The sequence below is a fragment of the Chitinivibrio alkaliphilus ACht1 genome (assembly GCF_000474745.1).
In the GTDB taxonomy this organism is placed as follows: domain Bacteria; phylum Fibrobacterota; class Chitinivibrionia; order Chitinivibrionales; family Chitinivibrionaceae; genus Chitinivibrio; species Chitinivibrio alkaliphilus.
Genome location: NZ_ASJR01000026.1, coordinates 1 through 21850 on the forward strand (window position 1 = coordinate 1; position 21850 = coordinate 21850).

Below are 21850 nucleotides of genomic sequence, written 5' to 3' on the forward strand. Positions count from 1 at the left end.
GTTTTTTTGTTAAAAAAGCTGTGCACTCCAGAGAAAGAGCGCGCATTGCCGCTGCAATTGCAGAATACCCTTTTTCCTCGCATATTTTCTCAAGCTGCATCGCAGCCGGATATATATAGGCAGCATACCAATGCTTCTGTTTGTTTTGATACAAATTTGCATAGGCCCCAAGTGCCTGCAGCAAACGTTGCATGGCACACACAGCAAATAGTTCCTCTGAAAACCTTGGATAACACTGACGAAGATATTCCTTAAGAGATATGCGAAGAGTCTCTGTATACACAGGTGCAATGTACGGATCATACAGAAGAGATGCCACATCATAGTAAGCAGGGCCAAGGCGTGCTCCCTGAATATCCACGAAGGTTATTTCACCATCTTGTACCAGGATATTCTCAGATTGTAAATCTCGATGCACTAATACCGGTTCATGGGAGGCGGCTTTTTGAGCAAGCTGGGCGCACTCTGTATCCCACTCCACATTAAAAATAGGCCGTAAGTGCGGAAAAAGTTCCGTACAGTGAGTTTTACAATAAGAACTTTCCCATAAAAAATACTCTGTTGTAAAGGCACGACTGCCAAGAACGCCATCACGAGGCATTTTGGTATGCCATCGATGAAGTAGAGCAAAGGTATCTTTAAGAAGGGCGAGTCGTTCAGCTTCATTTTCATAGGAAAACAAAATATCCTTTAAACGTCGCGCGCCACCATCTGCCACAAGGAGAACCCCAAGGGGACGATCGTACCCCAACAGGGCAGGAGAAAACTCGGTAATAGCGTTTGTTTCGTGAAGTGCAAGAAAGAAATCCCAGTCAGGATCATGGGGATTCCATACCATCAAAATACAACGTCGATTTCCTGTGGTTGTAATGCGGTAAAATGCGCGTCCAGAGCCGGCGGTTCCCGCCCAGTCCATACGTAAAATTCTTTTGATTCCATGCTGCAAGAGGGTTGTACGAAGAAATGTAAAAACGGGTGTAGAAAGAAATATGTTTGAAGCAATCATCCAGAAACCTCACACCACGGGGCAACAATCTTCCGTGAATACAATCGATCTTCGACGCACACCCCACTCATAAAAACACTCTGCTGTGCTGAAATTGTTGTGGCAGCAACCTGTTCTGCCCATACATAGGCAGAAGCATCCGTGAACAACCCTGACGTAAGAGAATCATGCCACGCAAGCTTTCTCTCAAAATCAACATGCATTCCCAAGGGAAAATCAAAGGGTATTTTTTTATCAAAAATATCCTGATATGCTTGAAGAAGCTCCCCCGGTGTTCCTGTATCACGCCAGTAGAGATCTTCATCTGCCCATACCTCAACCCGTTCTCCCGCTTGTACCATACGTTCCCACACAGGAACCACAGAAAAATCACCGGATGTCATATAAGAAAGAGCTTTTTTCTTGTAAAGTGCTAGACCAATAAAAGAATCACGATCCTCTCCCCATTCAAAGGGGGCTTGAGTTGTCCCACAATACATTCCCTTATGAGAAACGACAGAAGGTGCAACTCCACCTTTCTCACAAATTAATGCTACTGTGGCAGAACTCTTTTCAAATTTATCTCTCAGTTCCATCAAGGGTGCAGCCGTAATAATATCAGCGTTTAAAACGGCAAAACTCTCTTGGGTTTCTAAAAAAGACCGAGCATTATACAACGCTCCTCCTGTGCCGAGTATTTCAGGGTACTCATGAAATGTTGAAACCGAATAAGGAAGCCTCTGAACATACATATCGAGTATATCAGCATGATAGTGAAGATTAATGGCAAGATCATCAATGCCGTTTTTCCTGAAATAACGCAAGGCTATCTCTGCCAAAGGAATACCGCATACCGGTACCAGCCCCTTGGGTATCATATCGGTTAGTGGTTGCAGCCGAGTTCCAAAACCGGCTGATAAGACATACCCAATCATCACAACACCTCCTCATACAACCGTACAGTGTGAAAAGCATCAAGAAACTGTGCATGATCTTCCTTCCAAAGCCCCTGTAACTCACTGATAGTACCATCAGAAGAGATCCACGAGCGAACCTCTGTATCCCCGGTCAATATATCAAAGGGCAGCAGGGTATACTCATATTCATAGGGAGGTGGAAGATATTCAAACTCCCCTGGACACAGGGCAATAATCTTTTGTAGAAGTGCCAAGGTAAAACTCACCGAAGAAAACCCGGGCTTTGGGGAAGGATGAAGCTGAAATCCATGACAGTACTCACCTTTATACATATTAAAGGTGGGAATAAAATCGTGCCGCCGCATCACACAGTCAAACTGTTCCAGGAGCGGCTCCATTTCTCGCCATATCCGGTTCGGAGGGAGCCAGGGAGCACCAAAAAATTCAAAAGGGAGGGTTGTTCCACGCCCTTCTGATATGGAAAGGGCTTCTAAAAAAACCATCCCCGGATATACTCGCGCCGTGGTGGTGGATGGCATATTAGGGGATGGCAAAACCCATGGAAGCCCCGTGTCGCTAAAAGAATGGCTACGACACCACCCCTGTAGAGGAAAAACCCGCACTTCTAAGGTAGGAAAATAGACCTGTTGCAACCAAAGTACCATCTCTGCCATGGTCATGCCATGTGCAGAAGGAATAGATGCTCCCCCAACAAAGGTAAAGAGCTCTTCCCGAAGAACTGGACCATCAATTCCATCAAAGGCAATAGGGTTAGGGCGATCAAATACCCAAAGAGGAATACCGCGTTCAGCAAGAGCCGCCATACACTCTTTCACCGTCCAGATATAGGTATACGGCCGAGCCCCCACATCCTGTAAATCAACAATAAAAAGATCAAGCCCCGACAGCATTGCCTCTGTTGGTTTGCGATATTGCCCATACAAGCTATACTCAGGAATGGCAGCGCAAGAAGCCTCTTCTGCTTCGCTCCCCTCCCATTCAATCATATTATCCTGGGTTTGCCCATACATTCCATGTTGTGGTCCAAAAAACGCTTTCACAGGAAGATTCATCTCTTTAAAAATCGTGCGAATATGCCGTCGGGAGGAATCTACCGACGCAGCATGGGCTAACACCCCAATACCCGTAACCCCTCGCATATCGGGGCACTCTTGAAGAAACCCGTCTAATCCACTCAGCACCATATCCCTACCCCATTGAAGAAGATGTTCAGCCTCTGGCAAAATACACTTTCTCTCAAGAAAAGGAAAGAAGCGCAGATGAAAAAGAGGGAAAACCATGAAGGCCTTCACTCTGCCTGTGAAAAATAATACTATATATTATCTGGGGGAAAATGGTATTTTCTATATAACAAGAACTAATATTGAGGATTTATGACATCTATAGAACACGCTATTAAGGAAAAATACAATGATTTCTGCCATCGAATTTTAAGCGGACACTCCGCCCTCATTCTCACCCATAACTTCCCTGACCCCGACGGTCTCGCCGCATCTATGGGGCTGAAACGCTTTTTTGAGCATCATAATATGGCCCCGTGTACGGTCTCGTTTTCCGGTTTTATCGGACGAGCAGAAAACAGAGAGATGATACAGCAGGTTAATCTTGCCTATGAACCGTTCCAAAAAATCAACCTTAAGGAATATGAGCGTATTATAGTGGTGGACACCCTGCCCAAGAATGGTAATATCTCCATTGGTGAAGATGTGGAGGTTGATGCAATTCTCGATCACCATGGGGACAACAAGTCAATACCGGATTACGATGCGGTCAACCTTTGTTTTCCTGAAATTGGAGCAACATCAACCATTGTCTATCTTCTCTTAAAGATGGGTAATATTCCTATAGACACAACCCTTGCGACAGCTCTGTTCTACGGGATAAAAACTGACACCATGAATATGGCTCGCAACTATTGTGACGATGATATTATAGCCTATAAAGAACTTTTCGATCTTATGGATCACAAGATTCTCTCGCGCATAGAAAACCCGAAACGAGAACCACAATACCTGCAATATCTTCATCAGGGAATAGAAGCCTTTTTCACATATAACAATTTTGGGTATACGCACATCGGAAAGGTACCTGTACCAGACTACATTCCTGAAATGGCAGATATTTTTCATAAACTGGACAAACTTGAGTGGATCGTATGCAGTGGTTTTTTTGGGAACAGCCTTCTCTTTTCTATTCGATCACTCTCTGAAAACCGTGCGGGCATATACGCCTACAAGCTTGCAACAATTTTCAACGGATCCGGTGGAGGACATTCAACCATGGCTGCGGGCAGAATTCCAGCCCATGATATTGGAGCAGAACTACTTCTCGACAGATTTCAACATGCTCTTTTTTCAGTTTTCTCAATCAATCCGGAAAGCAAAAAGCATGTCCTCGACCTCACCCAGGAATTACCATCGGAGTAACTTACTTTTTTGTATAACGATATATGGTAAAGGCGATCTTCCACGGTCGCTTTTCCTTTCCAAGATGGTGCAGAAGCACCTGCTGATATTCTCGACAAAAGGCCTCCCCCTTCATGGCGATACTCGGATAGATACGTCCACCTGGGCTACACCACTGGACAATTTGGTTCTTGGAAATCCGTCGAAGAAAAGACGCCTCCATGGGGTGTGTGGTTAGCATATACCCATGGGTTTCCAAAAGAGCATCTACCATTTTCCTATTTTCAGCAAGGCGGCTCTCCTCTTCTTTATATACGTTCTCTTCAGCAGAAAGGATGTACTGCCCATACTCTGGGGGGATAAACTCCGAAATTCGACTTCCTTGTCCGGGATATATTTGAGAAAATACCAAGCGGCATGCACCGCTGCATTGAGAGAGATACAAAGAAAGCTCCTCACATACATCGGAATAGGAAAAGAGATCTTTTCCAACAATTAAATCAAATTCCACCTTCGGCGGTATATGCACTGCTACGGTATCTGCCCCCATGTGTTTGCACGAGACAATCCGCGGCCTCTCCAATTCAGTTGCAGAGAGATGACTACGAAAAACCTCTTCATCCGGTTGTGAACGGACAATACTCCATACGCCTCCTTGACGAGCATGCCGGAGCATCTCCAGAGAAATAAACCCTGTCTTTGCATGAATATCGAGAACAAGGTCTGTGGGAGTAACATCACTATAAAAGACAAGGCTGTCACGGAGCTGTTCATAATACTGTTCATCACCGCTCCACGTACGTTGTTCCCACGAGGCATGGGGAATATTCCCTCCCCCATCAGGACGACTATCAAGGATTGTTTCCACCTGTAATTCACGACGACGCATTACCATATCATTAATTTCACGTTCATACCCCTGCTGTGATGGAGTATAAAAAACTCGCCCCCGAATGGTATCAGGCAAATATTGCTGGGCAACCCAATGATCACGGTATGCATGAGGATACAGATATCCTGCGCCATCACCAAGATCACCATCACGGTTTGCATCTTTTAGATGAGAAGGCACCCGGTCTTTTTCAGCCGAACGGACTGCAGAAAGGGCATCGAAGAAAGCCATGGTGGTGTTGCTCTTTTTTGCTGTTGCTAAATAAAGGCACGCTTGTGCAAGAGGATACTGACCTTCTGGCATCCCAATGTAATCATAGGCCTGTGCCGCAGACATTACATAGCCTAAGGCGGCCGGATCGGCCAAGCCAATATCTTCCGACGCAAGTATGATCATCCTTCGAAAGAGAAAACGCGGGTCCTCTCCAGCATACACCATTTTTGCAAGCCAATATAATGCCGCATCGGGATCACTCCCGCGAATAGACTTTATAAATGCTGAAATGGTATCGTAATGGGCATCACCATCTTTATCGTACAACACAGCCCGGCGTTGGATAGACTCTTCAATAGTAGACAGATCGAGATGAATATGTCCTGTTTCATCTGGCGTGGTTGTGATAACAGCAAGCTCAAGAGCATTCAAGGCAGTTCGTGCATCTCCCGCGGCGGTCTTACACAAATGCTCACGAGCAGATGCCGAAAGGAAAATAGAACGCTCGCCAAATCCTCGCACTGTGTCTTCCAAGGCAGTATCCACAACCATTGAAATATCCGCAGCGTCAAGCTCTTTTAACTGGAAAATCCGCGAGCGGGACACAAGAGCTTTATTAACCTCAAAATAAGGATTCTCAGTTGTGGCTCCAATGAGGATTATACAACCCGATTCAACATGGGGCAAGAGAGCATCCTGTTGGGATTTGTTAAAGCGGTGTACCTCATCAATAAAAAGGATTGTCCGTTTTGAATATAAGGAAAACACACGCTGTGCTTCCGTGATGGATTCTCGAATATCCTTCACTCCGGAAAGAACGGCATTAAGGCTAATAAACTGCGCCTTTGTATGGTTTGCAATAATACGCGCGAGGGTGGTTTTTCCACATCCAGGGGGACCATAAAAAATTAGACTTGAAAGTTGATCGGCCTCAATAGCTCTACGTAACAATCTTCCATGACCAATAATTTTTTGCTGCCCCACAAATTCATCGAGATTACGCGGCCGCATCCTATCTGCTAAGGGGGCTTGTTTCTGCTGTCTCTCCTGCGCAGCGCTTTCAAATAAATCCATATACCTACCAGAATAAAAAGAACGAAGGATCAAAGACCCTTCGTTCTTACAGATGTTTACGTATTTTTTACTCTATCTCAAAATCACCGGTCTCAATATGCACCTGCTGAGGTTCATCATACCCCTCTTGTTGTGCTTCAAAGTACGTTGATTTTACAATATGTGGCGTAACAAAAATAACGAGATCATTATTATCAACCCGTTTTTCTGAACGACGGAAGAGAAAACCAACAATTGGAATGTCTTTCAACAAGGGAATCCCTCCTTGAGACTCGCGATTTTCATCAGCCGTAAGCCCACCAATTACAATCGTTTCACCATCACGTACGGAAACATGAGTATTTGCTCCCTGCTCTGTGATAATAGGACCTTGGTCAGTGAGTTCATAGGAACGCTTCAAGGGGTTCAGGTTCATATTAATACGGTTGCCTTGAGTAATTGTGGGCCGCACCATCAGCTCCGTCCCCGCCGGTATCATCTGAGTAACAGAGTTACCTGCCTCATCACGCTGAAGAACAGGAACATTTGCCCCCATAAAAATACTTGCTTCACTGTTTTCAAGCGTCGTGATATGAGGCTCCGCCACCATTTTGCTGTTTGTTTCTGTAAAAAGGTATTCCATGGCAATACGAAACATATCATCATTCAAGATACCATAGGAGGCCCGGCCTAATGGTCCAGCAACAACGCCTTCATCACCGGGAAGGTGCTCAACACCTGTACCCATGGCCTCATTGAAAAAAGACCACTGCACACCGAGATCACTTTGTACACGTGAAGCAACTTCAACAATCTTCACTTCAATGGAAATTTGCATCAGTTCCTTATCAAGATGGCGTATCTTTTCCACAATAGATGGTATACGGTCTGGCAGATCTTCAATGATTAAGGAATTCGTATTCTGCACTGCAGATACTTGCCCACGACTTGAAAGAAGATTCCCCACAGCATCTTCCAAATCCCCTGCAACAGTATTCTCAAGTTCTACTATTTGAATCTGCAGATCCTTAATGCTTTCAAGGTTGCGACGATCCTGTTCACGACGCAGTTGACGCTGAACAAAATCTCCTTGATCCATTACATAGAGATAATTATCCATTTTCTCATAAGTCAAATCCGCCATCCTGCAGACAATGAGAAATACCTCTTGCCAGGTCTTATCGTGGACACTCAAGGTAAGTTTTTCACTCACTCCCGGCGCTACAACAATATCAACATTCGCTGCTGCAGCAATATGATTCATAATCGAAGAGAGCTCCGTATCACGCCACTGCCATCGACTAAATCGTCTTTCCGCAGAGCCAAGCTCGGACAACTCCGCACTATCCTCAGAAGGAATGCTGTCAGTATACGAAGAAGTATCCTGTGCATAGAGAATGCATGATACCAAACAGAGCATGCACATAACGGTTATTTTTTAAAGTTACACATTTCGCAATCACTCCAGCTCTAAGATATTTATTTACGCAATTCTTTTTCAACAACATAGGAAAATCCCGCATCTTCCATTAAGAAGACAACACTTTTTTCTTTTACCCGTAAAACACGACCATTCTCAATGGGATCGTTATGTTTCAAGGAGAATGTTGTCACATCACTCCCAATTTTCTCTTCAAAGAGGGCAAAATTCGTGTTCCGGTCACCTCCGTAAATAACACCAACAAGGGTCATATTATCAACTCGTGGCAAGGCTAAACTATCCTGTTTGCGTTTCTCAGGAAGAGGGATAAAAGGGTCCCGTCCATACCGCGTATAAGTGTATCGTTTCCGTGAACCAAAATCATCTTCTTCGTCACGTATGTCTTCTGTAGCCTCTTCATCTGTCTGAGTTAACTCTGTATCGGTGGATACTTTTGCAGTATCTTCCTCTTCTTGGGCTTCATGCACCGCATGAACTCGTTGATGGTTATGAATTGCATCCCATGTATCAGAACTAATGCGAGTACTATCCTGCACAAGAGATTCATAGACCCATCCTACCCGGCCGTCTTCAAGACGTCCCTGCACCCATCCATTTGATGCATCTAAAAATACGACCCTCGTACCAAGGGGGTACTGCCCAATAATATTTTCTGACTCCTGCGTTGATGGAGAGGTACGAAAATTAACATTATCTCGAACCATGTATAGAACCTGTACTTCATCAGAGGCAGCAGTACGATCTACGCGAAAGGTCTGACTATTCAAGATTTCTCGTTTTTCGTCAGAAGAGAGCTCCTGTTCTGTTTTGAGAAAATCCCCGTGCGCCCAACCGCTATTGTCACGATGCGTAATCTTCACCCAATCGTCACGCTGATCAGTTGCAGCTACGGCCGTTCCAAAATCAAGAATGCCAACAATATTATCTGACCGTACCTCGGGATCTTCGCGAAAATTAACTGTAGATCCAACAATGTACATGGTTTCCGACTCACTGTCTTCAGCAGAACCATACTTATCAGTACTTCCAGAGGAAGATATATCGCTCTTGAGAGGTGCGGTTTTCCTACTGGTTTCTGAAAAATATCCTACAAAAGGGGTATCCTGTTCATTGGCATTATGGAAGTATAAAATATAATCATCACCATCAATGCCAGATGTCAAAAGAGAGTAATTTCGTTCTATGTGATGCACGGCCACAGTCCCACCGTTGGACAACACTACGGAATCTACTCCTAATAAAGAAACATCGCTAAAATCGATAGCGTCCCCTTGTACTATGCCTGGAATAGAAAGGGTGACTATCCCTACCTCACGGCGAATACGGGGCGCTTCCAGACCTGCTCCATGCAAACGCAGTATTTCAAGCTTATCACGCGAAATAACAGTAATTGAATCAATGGAATACTCTCTACTTTCTGCATTGGGGAGCAGAGTGGTAAATTCCGGAGAAGCTTGTGTATCTATCCGAAGAACTATCTGGGAATCTCGCTCACGAATATCAAATGCATCGGGGGAAAGCGCGGATGAATATAAAAACAGACGCATACGGTCCGGTTGAATGTCGTACCCCATTGAGTCAAGGGGTAACTCCTCTGGAAAAGAACGAGCCATACCTACCACACTGGTATCAAAGGTACTTGTGAGAGAAAGAACCACCCCAGAATCATGACCCTGCAGCTCAAACTCATATCCTGTCGAAAGATCAACAACTCCGAGAGCAACTCCACGAGAACCAGACTGAACTTGAATGAAGTCTGCAGAAACAGTTACGCTCAGTATAAACAGTATTAGTGCTACGGTTTGTTTATGCATCATTATTTTCTTACCTGTTTATTGAATATGTTACTAACTTAAATTCAGCAAGAACCGACTCAATAGATCGATTTTTCTGTCGAGAATCCATGTAATCACGGTTATTCAGCTTGCTTACTAAAGATGGCTCGGTACGCAAGTTCAAGTCTGAAATATTTATGATAAGATCCATACCCAGGATTTTCTCGATAAATCGACCTATTTCATGATATCCTCCGCGAAGAACAACCTCATACACCATCCCTGAATAATACTCATGTGATATAGTCTGATTTGGCAAAGGCTTAAAACTTGATGTCAGAAACCCTTCTTCAACAGCCATTTTAGCTAAAGTCCCTATGAGGTCGGGGACATTGGCACTCTCAAAAAACATATTCTGTAATGAATCTCGCCGCCGTTCAATATCACGAACACTCTCTTCCAAGCTCGCTAAATTAGTTGTAACTTGGCGAATCTCGGTTAAGCGGTCACGCTTACCAGCATACTCACTTTCAAGAGATTCAATCTCACCGTAGAGAGGTTTTATTGCAAACCATGAGAGCAAAAAAGCCCCGCCAATCCCAGCAAAAATAATAAGGACAACCCTTTTTACAACCGGATCATTTAAATCAATATTCCGCAAATCCATATATTCCTCTCTTATCGGCTTTCAAAGGATACTTTTTCAAAGCTGTGTCGAAACTCAAATCTGAAGCCCTCATTGTCTCCAGCACTATTCACCTCAACAACTTCCACATCATCAATACCGGGAACACTTTTCAAACGAGCCATGTACTGTCCAACTTCTCCAAAAGACTCTGTTTGCCCTGTTACAGACATTTTATACTGATTAGCAAACTCTATCTCCTCTTCCTCTGCGTTGTCAGGAAGAGGAGGAACAATCTTTTCGCCTTCTATTGTCGTAATCCAGGTATTACGCGGTATTTCACGCACGTATGACTCCATCAAATAGATCCACTCTCCATGATCAAGGGGAATACTGCTCAAGCCGTTGAGCATCGCCAATGCGTCTTGACGCTTTTCTTTAAGATCTTGAATTTGTCGCTCCACATGTTGCTCTGCTGCTATTTTTGTAGAGATCTCAGCAACATCCTCTTCAAGAGTATCACGCTCATTTACCTTAAGAGAATAAAACAAAAAAGCACCGCCCACAAGGAGGATTGACACGAGAAGGGATATGAGAATATCCTTCGGTATTTTTACAGCCCGTCGATAGACACGATACTCATTGGGAATCAGATTAATTTCAATTTTTTCGACCATACTAATTTATCTCCCTTGTAGCCAAGCCAACCGAGACAGATATGAGAGACTCCAATTCAGCCGGCGGCGTGTTTCCACCAAAAAGATCGTCATCATATTTCAGAAAATGAAAGGGGTTGGAACGAACAACCTCCGTGTCAAAATAATTCCCGAAATACTCAATCAATTTCGGAATATAGGCACCTCCTCCTGCCACAACAATTTTATCAAGACGATCAAAGGATTCGTTTTTCTTTAGATATGACAAGGCCATATTAAAATTTGAGCAAAATTCTTCTAGGAGATGGTCAAGAGCAGAAAGAAAACTCTCTTCAGAGACATTTTCGGGAATGCGGTTACGCAACAGTTTTTGCGCATCAGATTCCGGTATACGCAACTGTTTTTGCAACCCTTCTACAAAGTACGATGTTGCCGTATTTATCTCACGTGAAGAGTGAAACAGCCCGTCACGAATAAAGGCAACCCGTGTTTTTTTATTTCCCACATCAAGGAGGCAAAGAGTGTCCAATGCTCCTTCTGAGACACTTTCTAAGGCATAACAATTGTTAAGTGCATAAATATCAACATCGACTACAATGGGGCGCAAACCCGCTTGATACAGTGCGTCGATATAGGCCTGCACAATGTAGTTTTTGGCTGCAACAAGCAGAATTTCCACCTCATCTGACTCAGGAAAATGGTTCAGAATTTTATACGATGTGGTAATATCCTCACTATCAAAGGGGCTTCGCTGGCTCGCCTCATACAGCACCATGTCATTTACATTTTCATTGGGAGCAACCTTAAAACGGAACTTGTCACTTAAAAGACCCTGCCCATTTAAAGAAATAACCACGTCAACAATGGTGGGATCGCATTGATCCACGAGATGTTTTACCGCATCAATAAATTCAGAAACCTTTTTCAGCTCCCCATTTTCAATTGTATCGGGGGGCAGGCTTTTTGCACCTACGGCAGTAAGATAAAACTCATCTCCACGCTTATTGATCTCAATAAGTTTTAAGGAGTGACTGCCGATATCAAGACCGACGCGCTTGTTTGTAGACTTATTAAATAATGGTGCCATATGAGTACTACCTGCTTGCTATAAATCCGTGTACTGTCTTCAGCTAACATTTCTATTAAAGTACCATAAACGTATGATCTTTGCAAGATAAAATAGTTACTATGCATTTATTAAAGCAAAAAAAAGGGGAGCGGTCCTTCGATTTTATCAAAAAAGACGCTATTTATGATAGGGATGTTTCTCAGCAACTGTGGCAATACGATAGATTTGTTCGACAAGAACAAGACGACATAAGCCATACGGAAGGGTGAGGGGGGAAAGGCTTAAGAGGAGAGAACTCTCTCTTTTTACAGACGCGGCCATCCCATGAGCGCTTCCCATAAGAAAAACCATCTCACGCATTGATTGCTGCCGCAGAAACCATTGAGCCAGCTCATGTGTTGAAAAGAGCCGCCCCTCTTCTCCAAGAGCAACAACCACACCGGAGGCTGGTTGTGCTGCACGAAGTAACTCAGCTTCAATACGCATGCACTCCTGAGGGCTTTTCGCCGTGGCAGGACGAAGCATCTGCATTTCCAGACGATGCCACCGGGAAATCATTCGAATATATCGCTGAATCTCCTTTTCATGGGGATAGGTCTTTTTTTATCAAAGCTCACCACACGTATCTGCATGGGATTTACCCTCGCTTCCCACCACTTAAAAACTGCACTTGTTCCCGCTGTTTTTGAAAAATATACTTAACAATAGATTCAACGTCTGCCTCATCTATATCGCTAAAACAAACGCGATGTTTGTAGTTCATCTGTCGTTTTCCCTCTTGTTCACTTACCGAAATCACCTGTGCTTTTATGGCAAACTTCCGCTTATTTAAGGTGAATATCAAGGAAATAACATCATCGGGATCTAAGCTTTGCGTTGATAAAAAGGCCATTCCCCCACCACCAATATCCACGGCGCGAGTCTCTTCCATAAGCTTACCGACCATGGGAGGACTTTCTCTATCTGCCCGCCGTATCACCCGACATTTCACCGGGATATCAACAGTCATACGCACATGCTTGCGCAACTGATTGCGCGATAACTTCGCCGTATGCTCCAAGACAAGATGCCCTTCAGAAGGTGTGGCCTTTACCACAAGAACCTCTGCTGTATATGCACCGTCACCGTTGCGGGTAAACTCAATCCGTACAGTTTTTTCCTGGCGCAAATCCTTCCGTTCCGTCCCTGCCCGATAATACACCGAAAAGGTCAACTCATTCCCCCCGCTAAACACTGCTTGCTCTAGCAACACCTCATCGGTTTCAGGATGGGACAAAGAGATAAACTGCCCACGCTCTAAATTACGCGTAGAAACAACGGGCTGTTCATAGGCGACATGATCGTTTCCAAGCTTTGTACGAATCGTGTGCATTAAGAGCGTTGCATTTTCTGCCTTTGGCGTAAGCCCCCATTTTTTCCGAACTTCCTGGCATTCCTGATCGACAGCCTCTTCAAAAAACTCCAAGGATTGAAATATGGCAGGATAATTGGATTGAGAGACCCGCAAAGCGAGCCTGCGAAGCTCTGATAATTCTCCAGCATCAAGGGAATATTTTTTTGCTGTGGCAAGAAAATTCCTCTCAGCGAAGGTTCGCATTTTTTTATGTTTCATCCGCTCATGGCGAACAGCAAGGATCAATACAGAAAGCAAGAGCAGTGTAAGAATTGTAATAAACACGGCGATTGTCACAGGAGAAGCACCGGGTATTTGAAAATCCGCAGCTGAGGGAGTACGGGTAAATGAAAACCGTTCATTTGCAGAAAGAACAGAAGGAATACCGCCTCCCAAAAGAGCAAGTCGTCCCCATGAGACCTTAGGTGCCTTTTTCATTCTTCTGCTTCTCCTTATATTTAAGTTGTCTCATAATCACCGCTTCACGTTCCCGTTTTCGGTCATAGTATTCAGGAGGCATGCGAAACGCCCGGGTGAGCAACACGGCCCCACAACAAATAAACAGCACAAAAAGGAGTCCAACAATCACATCAAGGTTCACACTATCTCCCGCGCTGGTGGAAGCATATCCTGTAGCAAAGTAGAATCGAGGATCTGCTCCTCTCCAGAAAACAGACGAAACCCCGAAAAATCAAGTTTTTCTAGGGATACCGCCTTATCTTCTTCGGCAAGTTCAAGACATGTCTGAAGGATCGCGTAAGACATTTTGCTTAAATCATGTACATCACGATTGCGATGTCGTCGTTCTCCCATGTTTACCTGGGCCACTCGTTCTATACCATATTTTTGAATATATCGCACAACCAAAGCAGTTTCCACACCATATCCAGTATAAAACGGTAAAGTTTCTAAGATTGATCGTCGAAATCCATACTCCCCTGAGAGCGGCTGAATAAGTTCTGTAGCCGCAGGAAAAAAATACGACAAAAATGGCCGTACCAATAACTCCGTCACTCGCCCGCCGCCAGTGGGCTGATATGTTCCATTTGCTCCCAGGAAGGGCCGCCGGTAGAAAGATTTCACAAACCCCGGCTTCTCTGGGGTGAAAAAGGGACCTAAGAGCCCCGCAACAAAGCGAGATGTAAAATCATGGATATCCGCATCAATAAAAAGTATGATATCACCGCGAGTATAAAATTGCGATCGCCAAAGGGCGAGCCCTTTCCCTCCCTTCCAGTGATCACCCCCAATGCCATAACGCGCATCGAGAACTGAAACCCCGCGTTCATGTGCAACTTCCTGAGTACCATCAGTAGAACCACCATCCACAACAAGCACCTCGTTCACGACTGAATGATTCCTTACAAGATCTGTCAATACTGTATCGAGAATAGCTCCCACGGTACGTGCTTCATTGAGAGTTGGTATAACAAGCGACACGGACTCACCACTGGACCGTACTTCCTGGGATAATTGAGAGAGGTTTGAAAAGTCTTCTGCAGAATAAATCATGAACTTGTCCCGGGTAAAATCTTCAAGGGCATAAAACGTAAAAATATATTGACTATTGCTTGAATCATAGAATATTTTTGGACAGTTTTAAAGCGTTTTTTTACTAAATGAGGTGTAACGAATGAAAACAAAGGTTTTCAACCACAAGACCATCGAGCGAAAATGGTATGTTGTGGACGCTACAGATATGGTATTAGGAAGAATGGCGTCTAAGGTTGCGCAACTGCTTATCGGCAAAAGCAAACCTGCCTACTCTCCAAACCAAGATCATGGCGACCATGTCATTGTCATTAACGCCGACAAAATTACTCTAACAGGACGAAAGGCGGATTCAAAGTATTATTTCCGTCATTCCACCTACCCTGGCGGAGAAAAGATCAGAACCTTCCGGGAACAAATGGAACTTGACTCTACCAAGGTTATTCGTGATGCCGTTCATGGCATGGTACCGAAAACAGCCCTGGGACGTAGTATAGAAAAGAAGCTCCATGTGTATGCTGGAAGCGAGCACAATCAGGCTGCACAAAAGCCAGAACCTATCACTCTTTAATACTAAAGGAGCTTAAGATTGAATAACACGGTATACGCTACAGGTCGGAGAAAGTCTGCGGTTGCCCGCGTGTTTCTCTCCCCCGGAACCGGCAAACGGACAATCAATGGTATTGATGCCGCACAGTATCTCACCACAGAAAGTCTCGTACAGAAAATGGAAACCCCCTTGGCACTGCTTGAGAACAGCAGCAAATATGATGTACGAGCTACAACAAAGGGTGGTGGTATCGGCGGTCAAGCCGAAGCGATCCAACTGGGAATTGCCCGTTGTCTTGCAGAAGAGTCTCCCGAAAATAGAGCTGCCTTAAAAGCTGAAGGCCTTTTGACCCGTGATGCTCGCGTAAAAGAGCGGAAGAAATATGGTCAAGCCGGTGCACGAAAGCAGTTTCAATTTTCAAAACGATAAACACCCCCTACTACACACGCCCGAAATATTGTGGGTTCTGCCGACATGCGGCAGTCACGAACGGGCGGAGGAACAAACCCATACGTACAGGAGAAATATATGTCTTCATTGACTTTAAAAGAACTGCTTGAAGCAGGAACTCATTTTGGCCACCAGACACAGCGGTGGAACCCCAAAATGAAGAAGTTTATTCTATGCCCCAAAAACGGCATTCATATTATCGACCTCAACAAGACAATAACAGGTCTTGACGTGTTTCTTGAGAAAGCGAAAGAAGTAACCGCACAAGGCGGTAAAGTGCTTTTTGTTGGTACAAAGAAACAAATTCGCTCCTATTTAGCAGAAGCAGCAGAAAATTGCGGTATGCCCTATGTTACCAATCGCTGGCTCGGTGGAATGCTGACAAATTTCAAGACGATTAAAAAGAGTATCGATAAAATTGCTGATATTGAGAAAATGGAAGCAGACGGAACGTTTGAAAAATTAACGAAGAAAGAAAGCATTCTCCTTGAAAAAGAAAAAGAAAAGATGCTTGCAAATCTCGGTGGTATCCGTGAAATGACGAAACCAGCCGATATGCTCTTTGTAATTGATACAAACAAAGAAGATATTGCCATTGCGGAAGCACGACGCCTGCGTATCCCTGTGGCAGGTATCGTCGATACAAATAGTGACCCTGATCCTATCGACTATCCAATTCCCGGAAATGACGATGCTATTAAATCTGTAAAAGTAATCGTAGATAAAATTTCCTCTGAAATTAAAAAATCAACGGAAGCTATTAGAATTAAGCAGCAAAAAGAAGGGAAAGAGCCTGCAAAACCTGCAGCATCTCCCTCGGCTGACGCGACTCCAAAGCGGCGGGTCGTAAAAAAGAAACCCGTTGAATCTGACGCATAACAGTCTATGGCCTCTGTACTATTACAGAGGCTTTTTATCGTAACCAACCGTTAAAACAAAAGGATATATACTATGGCAACTATAACAGCAGCAATGGTTAAGGAGCTCCGGGAAAAAACCGGTGTTGGCATGATGGCGTGTAAAAAAGCTCTCACGGAAGCTGAAGGAAACATTGATCTTGCCGTGGATAACCTTCGTAAGCTCGGTCAAGCAAAAGCGGAAAAACGCGCTGATCGTTCGGCCACTGAAGGAAGCGTTTCAGCGGTAACAGATGAGTCGTGCGGTATCATCTTTCAGCTTAACTGCGAAACCGATTTTGTAACAAATAATAAGGATTTCTCTGGATTTATTGATACACTTCAAGATCTGTTCATTGCGCAAAAGCCAGCGTCTCTTGAAGATGCTCTTAACCTGAAGATGGAATCAGGAACCCTTAAAGATTCCATTACTGATATGGTCGCAAAAATTGGCGAAAAAATTGATCTCGGTAGCTATGCACGAATGGTTGCAGAAGAGGGCGAAAAAATCTACTCCTATGTGCATAACAATGGAAAAGTTGGTGCCTTGGTAAAACTTAAAGGTGCTGCTGATGTCCTTGAAAGCGCAGAGACCGAAAAGTTTGGTAAAGGCGTATGTATGCACATTGCAGCCTCTGCACCCCTTGCTGTAAGTCGCGATGATATCCCCTCTGAAGTTGCTGAGAAAGAGAAGGAAATCTTCCGTGAGCAAATTATTAATGAAGGAAAACCTGAGGCAATTGCTGATAAAATTGTTATGGGTAAAATGAACAAGTTTTTTAAAGAGCGTGCTCTCCTTGAGCAGGAGTATATTCTAGCAGATAAACAGTCTGTTGAAGCTGCTGCAAAAGAAGCTGGCAATCTTGAAATTACTAATTTTGTCCTCGTAGAGCTTGGAGCACAAGCATAGTGAGTGACACACATCGGTATGGAAGAATTCTCTTAAAGCTCAGTGGAGAAGCCTTAGCGGGAGATAATGCCACGGGCATTTCTCCTGAGGAGCTGTCCTTTATCTGCACAGAGATTTCTGATATTCACAATGCCGGCGTTGCTGTCGGCATTGTTGTAGGCGGCGGGAATATATTTAGAGGTGTCGCGGGAGAAGATCAGGGGGTTCGACGAACTACGGGAGATACCGTTGGAATGCTCTCTACAATGATAAACTCCTTTATGATTCAGGACTGTTTAGAGCGCCGTGGAGTACCTGCTGTTGTGCTTTCTGCAGTGCAAGCAGACAAAATCGCCGAACTCTTTACGGTACAGCGAGCAGAATCCTATCTTTCACAAAATACTGTGGTGATAATTGGTGGTGGAACGGGGAATCCCTTCTTTACTACGGATTCTGCGGCAGCCTTGCGATGTGCTGAGTTAGGCTGCGATGCCCTGTTCAAAGCAACAAAGGTTGATGGAATATACGATAAAGACCCGGTTCGGTTTCCCGATGCTCAAAAAATACCTGAGTTGACTCACCAAGAAGCCCTTGAAAAGAACTTACAGGTGATGGATGTTTCTGCATTCTCAATCTGTCGGGATAATAGTATCCCTATTCTTGTATTTAAAATGATGGAGAAACGCAATCTCCTGCGGGCCGTAACTGGAGAATCTATTGGATCACTTGTACGGAAAGGTGTATAATTATGGTAGAAAATGCAATGAACACAGCAACAGAGAAAATGGACGAAGCCCTGGATAGTTTGAAGCGTTCTTTTCAGCGTCTTCGTACTGGAAGAGCAACACCGGATATGCTGGAAGGAATAACTGTAGATTACTATGGTACTGCGACTCCTCTTAATCAAGTTGGAAATATCTCTATTCCTGAAGCTCGCCTAATTACAATTCAGCCTTGGGATAAAACCATACTTGGTGATATCGAAAAGGCCATCTTTTCTTCAGAGCTTGATCTCACACCACAAAACGATGGAAATCTCATCCGCATTCAAATACCGGCACTCACAGAAGATACCCGCAAAGATCTAGCCAAAGAGTGCAAAGCCATGGGTGAAGAAGCGAAGATATCCATTCGAAATGCACGAAGAACTGCAAATAGTATGCTGAAACAATCTTTAAAAGATAAAGAGATTACTGAGGACGACGAAAAAGCAGGTCTTGATGATATTCAAAAACTGACTGACTCATACAGCAAAAAAGTAGACGATGCTGTTGAAGTAAAAGTAGCTGATATAATGGAAATATAAGAAAGGGGGCATTTGTTTGCCCCTTTTTTACAGCATGAACTCTCATACTACGTATAAACAGGTCCTCTACACATTACTCTTAGAAATCCCCAAAGGGCGGGTTACCACGTATAAATCCTTGGCAATCTGCCTTGGTTCTCCCCATTTGGCCCGCTATGTAGGTACCCTTCTTGGACAAAACGAAGATCTTTCCCGGTATCCCTGCTACCGTGTAATATGCTCCAATGGATCAATAGGAGGCTATCGTTTAGGGGTGGAAGAAAAGAGAATACGGCTCTCTAATGATGGTATTACCATTCACAACTCTACCATCGATCTTTCCCGTTACGGATTCTCCTCTTTCTCTTCTATCTCTTTGTAAAAATATGTCTTACAACACGGACACTGCCCCCATCCAGATCCAACTTGGGACGTATCCTTTGCAGGAGATGGCTCTTTTGCTACAGTTACCGTTATAATCCCCGTTGGAACGGTAATTATTGAGTATCCGATAATCATGGTTACCCCAGAGACAAGTCGCCCTACAGCAGTCATAGGAACGATATCACCGTATCCAACAGTGGTAACAGTAATAACAGCCCAGTAGATACCTTGAGTAATAGAGGTAAATCCATGTTCTTCACCCTCTATTACATACATGACCGTTCCAAGAAACACAATAAGAATACTGATACAGATAAAAAAGATGATTATTTTATACATACTTTGCAGAAGCGCCTCTCCCAGCTGTTCTGCTTCACGGGAAAACCGTGCTAACCGAAAAAGACGCAGTATGCGTACTAACCGAAGAATACGAACCATACGTACTGACCCCATACCGGGTATTCCGGTGATGAGTGAGGGGAGAATAGCAAGGATATCAATTATTCCAGCAGGACTGAGAATATAGTCTAGCGGACGTTTTGCCACATACATACGGAGAGCAAGTTCTACACTAAATAATGCTGTAACAAATAATTCAAAGGGAAAAAAGATTCCATGAAACCGAGGAATACTTTCCACAATAACATGGAACGCCGACAATACTATTGCGGTGATAATGGTAAGATTAAAGATCCTTCCCATGGGAGTGTCGGTGTGTGTAACCATACGATCCATGCGTTCTCGAAAAGACGCCATCTCTCACCTCACAAAAATAAAGCACACCATCTCAGATGGTTACCCGATAAAGCAGATCAAGCAAAAAAGCAGAAAGCCCCGCCACTAAAAGGAGTTTCACCCATCGTGCTGCCACTGCATACTCATGCCGTTGAAACGCGTAATACCACAGATAGTGCAGAGGAAAAACCCCCAAAATAACTGCCACAGCATATATCAGCGGAGCTGGCAGAATAAACAAGGGGATACCAAAAAGTACTGCAGTACTCCAAAACAACCTACGCATAAGGCGCGCTCTCTGATCTTGTGAAAGCAAGGCCGATGTATACACACCAACAGCGCGATCACCCGCTTCATCGGCAAAATCCTTCAAGAGTTCACGAATAAGGTTGGCTGCTCCAGCAAGAAGAGCAGGCAAAATCACCTGTTCAATCTGCCCCCCAAAACTTCCATAAAAGAGTGTATATGAAATCAAGAGTGACACCAGAATATTCCCCCACAGAAGGGTCGCCTTAGCCCATAGAGTGTAGAGTGTAAGAAGCACCAAAGGAACCACCGTAGCTACAAATAACCCAAAAGAGATAGTCGCGGCAGTGCCCAGAGCGTATATACCTAAGAGAAAGGCTAAAAATCGGCCTTGCCTAGGGGAAATATCTCCCCGCACTAAGGGGCGCTGCGGGTGACTAATGCAGTCGGCACGGTAATCATGGAGATCGTTTATGACATTACCGTAGGCAAGACTTGCCGCTGCACACGCCACACGAAAAAATAGCTCCCCGTGAGAGCCGTGGCCGGAGAGATACCATCCCACAGTCACGCCACCTACGGCCATAACCATATTTCCGGGACGCATCATCCGGAGAGCTCCACGAAGAGTACGGATCATGCCCAGAACCGTTCAGCCGACTCCACAGCCTGACGCATAAGTGTCATAATAGTCATGGGACCAACCCCGCCAGGGACCGGAGTATAGGCGGAAACACGCTCACGACACCCCTCTAAATCAATATCGCCGCACTTTTCTGCGGGGTGATACCCTGCGTCAATAACAACTGCACCGGAGGAGATCCAGTCAGCTTGAATAAATCGGGGAATACCCACCGCACCGACAACAATATCCGCAGCAGCAACCTTCTCTGCCAAGCCTTCTGTCTTCGAATGACAAATAGTTACCGTCGCATTCTGTGCTAATAACATCATTGCCAGAGGTTTTCCTAAAATGGGGCTTCGCCCAATAACCACAGCATCTTTTCCTGCAAGGGGGATTTCATAGTGAGAAAGCAGAGCCATGATTCCTGCGGGAGTGGCAGCACCAAAGGCAGATTCCCCCATGGCCATACGACCAAACCCATGGCATGTCAAACCATCCACATCTTTTTCGAGGCTAATTCTATCGAAACAGCGTCGCTCATCAATATGCTTCGGAGCTGGATGCTGAAGCATAATACCGCGTACTGCGGGGTCTGCATTAAGCTCATCAATGGTCTGAAGCAGTTCCTCCGTGGTTGTTTCTGCAGGCAGATGAATCCCCCGAGATACAAGTCCAACACGGGTACATGCAGAACCTTTCATTTTCACATAGGTGTGGGATGCGGGGTCATCCCCAACAAGAATGGTGGCAAGGGCAGGGGCATGCCCTTTGTTCACAAGCGTTTTAACACGGAGAGACAAATCAGCTTCAATCTCCGTAGCATATTTCTTCCCATCAAGAATGAGGGCCATGAA

General features: G+C 44.6%; 24 protein-coding genes. 8 read left to right on the plus strand and 16 right to left on the minus strand.

Annotated elements, in window-relative coordinates:
• From CALK_RS12380 to CALK_RS10190, 3 genes are all read right to left on the minus strand, one after another.
• Nucleotides 1–916 (minus strand): phosphotransferase (locus CALK_RS12380; RefSeq protein WP_162146733.1); only part of this gene is annotated, 916 nt, incomplete at its 3' end.
• An 86-nt stretch (nucleotides 917–1002) separates the two neighbouring features.
• On the minus strand, nucleotides 1003–1920 hold the full coding sequence (locus CALK_RS12385) for a nucleotidyltransferase family protein (RefSeq protein ID WP_022637585.1): 918 nt from the start codon (nucleotides 1918–1920) through the stop codon (nucleotides 1003–1005).
• Nucleotides 1920–3107, minus strand: a complete 1188-nt coding sequence (locus CALK_RS10190) for an exo-beta-N-acetylmuramidase NamZ family protein (RefSeq protein ID WP_162146734.1) — start codon at nucleotides 3105–3107, stop codon at nucleotides 1920–1922. The genes CALK_RS12385 and CALK_RS10190 overlap by 1 nt, the downstream gene beginning before the upstream one ends.
• A 189-nt stretch (nucleotides 3108–3296) precedes the next feature.
• On the opposite strand from CALK_RS10190, the gene CALK_RS10195 reads away from it, so the two are divergent.
• Nucleotides 3297–4349: a DHH family phosphoesterase gene (locus tag CALK_RS10195; RefSeq protein WP_022637587.1), complete on the plus strand. Its 1053-nt coding sequence runs from the start codon at nucleotides 3297–3299 to the stop codon at nucleotides 4347–4349.
• 1 nt (nucleotide 4350) lies between these two features.
• On the opposite strand, the gene CALK_RS10200 is transcribed toward CALK_RS10195, so the two are convergent.
• The 10 genes from CALK_RS10200 to CALK_RS10245 all read right to left on the minus strand — a co-directional run bounded on the left by CALK_RS10200 (nucleotide 4351) and on the right by CALK_RS10245 (nucleotide 14957).
• Nucleotides 4351–6507 carry an AAA family ATPase gene (locus CALK_RS10200; RefSeq protein WP_022637588.1) on the minus strand — a complete coding sequence of 719 codons (2157 nt, stop codon included), beginning with the start codon at nucleotides 6505–6507 and terminating at the stop codon, nucleotides 4351–4353.
• 67 nt (nucleotides 6508–6574) lie between these two features.
• Nucleotides 6575–7897 (minus strand): secretin N-terminal domain-containing protein, encoded by a 1323-nt coding sequence (locus tag CALK_RS10205; RefSeq protein WP_162146735.1) that lies wholly within the window; start codon nucleotides 7895–7897, stop codon nucleotides 6575–6577.
• A 68-nt stretch (nucleotides 7898–7965) separates the two neighbouring features.
• Nucleotides 7966–9744, minus strand: a complete 1779-nt coding sequence (locus tag CALK_RS10210; protein WP_034637887.1) for an SH3 domain-containing protein — start codon at nucleotides 9742–9744, stop codon at nucleotides 7966–7968.
• A 7-nt stretch (nucleotides 9745–9751) separates the two neighbouring features.
• A complete protein-coding gene (locus tag CALK_RS10215; protein WP_022637591.1) occupies nucleotides 9752–10369 on the minus strand; it encodes a type IV pilus inner membrane component PilO in 618 nt (205 codons plus the stop codon).
• A gap of 11 nt (nucleotides 10370–10380) precedes the next feature.
• Nucleotides 10381–11004, minus strand: a complete 624-nt coding sequence (locus tag CALK_RS10220; protein WP_022637592.1) for a PilN domain-containing protein — start codon at nucleotides 11002–11004, stop codon at nucleotides 10381–10383.
• 1 nt (nucleotide 11005) lies between these two features.
• Nucleotides 11006–12070, minus strand: coding sequence for a type IV pilus assembly protein PilM (gene pilM / locus CALK_RS10225; RefSeq protein WP_022637593.1), 1065 nt, complete (start codon nucleotides 12068–12070; stop codon nucleotides 11006–11008).
• Between the two features lie 159 nt (nucleotides 12071–12229).
• The gene (locus CALK_RS10230; protein WP_275574373.1) at nucleotides 12230–12628 is read right to left on the minus strand and encodes a 23S rRNA (pseudouridine(1915)-N(3))-methyltransferase RlmH; all 399 of its coding nucleotides are present in this window, start codon (nucleotides 12626–12628) and stop codon (nucleotides 12230–12232) included.
• Nucleotides 12629–12689: 61 nt separating this feature from the next.
• Nucleotides 12690–13883, minus strand: a complete 1194-nt coding sequence (locus CALK_RS10235; RefSeq protein WP_022637595.1) for a flagellar brake protein — start codon at nucleotides 13881–13883, stop codon at nucleotides 12690–12692.
• Nucleotides 13867–14046: a hypothetical protein gene (locus CALK_RS10240; RefSeq protein WP_034637891.1), complete on the minus strand. Its 180-nt coding sequence runs from the start codon at nucleotides 14044–14046 to the stop codon at nucleotides 13867–13869. The genes CALK_RS10235 and CALK_RS10240 overlap by 17 nt, the downstream gene beginning before the upstream one ends.
• Nucleotides 14043–14957: a glucosyl-3-phosphoglycerate synthase gene (locus tag CALK_RS10245; protein WP_022637596.1), complete on the minus strand. Its 915-nt coding sequence runs from the start codon at nucleotides 14955–14957 to the stop codon at nucleotides 14043–14045. The genes CALK_RS10240 and CALK_RS10245 overlap by 4 nt, the downstream gene beginning before the upstream one ends.
• 121 nt (nucleotides 14958–15078) lie before the next feature.
• On the opposite strand from CALK_RS10245, the gene rplM reads away from it, so the two are divergent.
• The 7 genes from rplM to CALK_RS10280 all read left to right on the plus strand — a co-directional run bounded on the left by rplM (nucleotide 15079) and on the right by CALK_RS10280 (nucleotide 19388).
• On the plus strand, nucleotides 15079–15507 hold the full coding sequence (rplM, locus tag CALK_RS10250) for a 50S ribosomal protein L13 (protein ID WP_022637597.1): 429 nt from the start codon (nucleotides 15079–15081) through the stop codon (nucleotides 15505–15507).
• A gap of 18 nt (nucleotides 15508–15525) precedes the next feature.
• A complete protein-coding gene (gene rpsI / locus CALK_RS10255; RefSeq protein WP_022637598.1) occupies nucleotides 15526–15915 on the plus strand; it encodes a 30S ribosomal protein S9 in 390 nt (129 codons plus the stop codon).
• 99 nt (nucleotides 15916–16014) lie between these two features.
• Entirely contained in the window at nucleotides 16015–16815 is an 801-nt protein-coding gene (gene rpsB / locus CALK_RS10260; RefSeq protein WP_022637599.1) for a 30S ribosomal protein S2, read from the plus strand.
• Nucleotides 16816–16887: 72 nt separating this feature from the next.
• On the plus strand, nucleotides 16888–17742 hold the full coding sequence (tsf, locus tag CALK_RS10265) for a translation elongation factor Ts (RefSeq protein WP_022637600.1): 855 nt from the start codon (nucleotides 16888–16890) through the stop codon (nucleotides 17740–17742).
• Nucleotides 17742–18467 (plus strand): UMP kinase, encoded by a 726-nt coding sequence (gene pyrH, locus CALK_RS10270; protein ID WP_022637601.1) that lies wholly within the window; start codon nucleotides 17742–17744, stop codon nucleotides 18465–18467. The genes tsf and pyrH overlap by 1 nt, the downstream gene beginning before the upstream one ends.
• A gap of 2 nt (nucleotides 18468–18469) precedes the next feature.
• Nucleotides 18470–19027: a ribosome recycling factor gene (gene frr / locus CALK_RS10275; protein ID WP_022637602.1), complete on the plus strand. Its 558-nt coding sequence runs from the start codon at nucleotides 18470–18472 to the stop codon at nucleotides 19025–19027.
• 16 nt (nucleotides 19028–19043) lie between these two features.
• Nucleotides 19044–19388 carry an MGMT family protein gene (locus tag CALK_RS10280; protein WP_022637603.1) on the plus strand — a complete coding sequence of 115 codons (345 nt, stop codon included), beginning with the start codon at nucleotides 19044–19046 and terminating at the stop codon, nucleotides 19386–19388.
• On the opposite strand, the gene CALK_RS10285 is transcribed toward CALK_RS10280, so the two are convergent.
• From CALK_RS10285 to CALK_RS10295, 3 genes are read right to left on the minus strand one after another with little or no spacing between them, the layout of a single operon-like run.
• The gene (locus tag CALK_RS10285) at nucleotides 19352–20146 is read right to left on the minus strand and encodes an ion transporter (RefSeq protein WP_022637604.1); all 795 of its coding nucleotides are present in this window, start codon (nucleotides 20144–20146) and stop codon (nucleotides 19352–19354) included. The two genes, CALK_RS10280 and CALK_RS10285, sit on opposite strands and share 37 nt — an antisense overlap.
• Nucleotides 20147–20177: 31 nt before the next feature.
• Nucleotides 20178–21011 (minus strand): UbiA family prenyltransferase, encoded by an 834-nt coding sequence (locus CALK_RS10290; RefSeq protein ID WP_022637605.1) that lies wholly within the window; start codon nucleotides 21009–21011, stop codon nucleotides 20178–20180.
• On the minus strand, nucleotides 21008–21847 hold the full coding sequence (locus CALK_RS10295; RefSeq protein ID WP_022637606.1) for a bifunctional 5,10-methylenetetrahydrofolate dehydrogenase/5,10-methenyltetrahydrofolate cyclohydrolase: 840 nt from the start codon (nucleotides 21845–21847) through the stop codon (nucleotides 21008–21010). The genes CALK_RS10290 and CALK_RS10295 overlap by 4 nt, the downstream gene beginning before the upstream one ends.
• Nucleotides 21848–21850: the final 3 nt, after the last annotated feature.

Excerpts from the sequence above, each read along its gene's own strand:
- CALK_RS12385 (WP_022637585.1), bottom strand. The coding sequence starts at position 1,920 with ATGATTGGGTATGTCTTATCAGCCGGTTTTGGAACTCGGCTGCAACCA.
- rplM (WP_022637597.1), top strand. The coding sequence starts at position 15,079 with ATGAAAACAAAGGTTTTCAACCACAAGACCATCGAGCGAAAATGGTAT.
- CALK_RS10215 (WP_022637591.1), bottom strand. The coding sequence starts at position 10,369 with ATGGATTTGCGGAATATTGATTTAAATGATCCGGTTGTAAAAAGGGTT.
- CALK_RS10295 (WP_022637606.1), bottom strand. The coding sequence starts at position 21,847 with ATGGCCCTCATTCTTGATGGGAAGAAATATGCTACGGAGATTGAAGCT.
- CALK_RS10210 (WP_034637887.1), bottom strand. The coding sequence starts at position 9,744 with ATGATGCATAAACAAACCGTAGCACTAATACTGTTTATACTGAGCGTA.
- CALK_RS10200 (WP_022637588.1), bottom strand. The coding sequence starts at position 6,507 with ATGGATTTATTTGAAAGCGCTGCGCAGGAGAGACAGCAGAAACAAGCC.
- pilM (WP_022637593.1), bottom strand. The coding sequence starts at position 12,070 with ATGGCACCATTATTTAATAAGTCTACAAACAAGCGCGTCGGTCTTGAT.
- CALK_RS10285 (WP_022637604.1), bottom strand. The coding sequence starts at position 20,146 with ATGGCGTCTTTTCGAGAACGCATGGATCGTATGGTTACACACACCGAC.
- CALK_RS10190 (WP_162146734.1), bottom strand. The coding sequence starts at position 3,107 with ATGGTGCTGAGTGGATTAGACGGGTTTCTTCAAGAGTGCCCCGATATG.
- CALK_RS10220 (WP_022637592.1), bottom strand. The coding sequence starts at position 11,004 with ATGGTCGAAAAAATTGAAATTAATCTGATTCCCAATGAGTATCGTGTC.
- CALK_RS10235 (WP_022637595.1), bottom strand. The coding sequence starts at position 13,883 with ATGAAAAAGGCACCTAAGGTCTCATGGGGACGACTTGCTCTTTTGGGA.
- CALK_RS10195 (WP_022637587.1), top strand. The coding sequence starts at position 3,297 with ATGACATCTATAGAACACGCTATTAAGGAAAAATACAATGATTTCTGC.
- frr (WP_022637602.1), top strand. The coding sequence starts at position 18,470 with ATGGTAGAAAATGCAATGAACACAGCAACAGAGAAAATGGACGAAGCC.
- CALK_RS10290 (WP_022637605.1), bottom strand. The coding sequence starts at position 21,011 with ATGATCCGTACTCTTCGTGGAGCTCTCCGGATGATGCGTCCCGGAAAT.
- rpsB (WP_022637599.1), top strand. The coding sequence starts at position 16,015 with ATGTCTTCATTGACTTTAAAAGAACTGCTTGAAGCAGGAACTCATTTT.
- tsf (WP_022637600.1), top strand. The coding sequence starts at position 16,888 with ATGGCAACTATAACAGCAGCAATGGTTAAGGAGCTCCGGGAAAAAACC.
- CALK_RS10245 (WP_022637596.1), bottom strand. The coding sequence starts at position 14,957 with ATGATTTATTCTGCAGAAGACTTTTCAAACCTCTCTCAATTATCCCAG.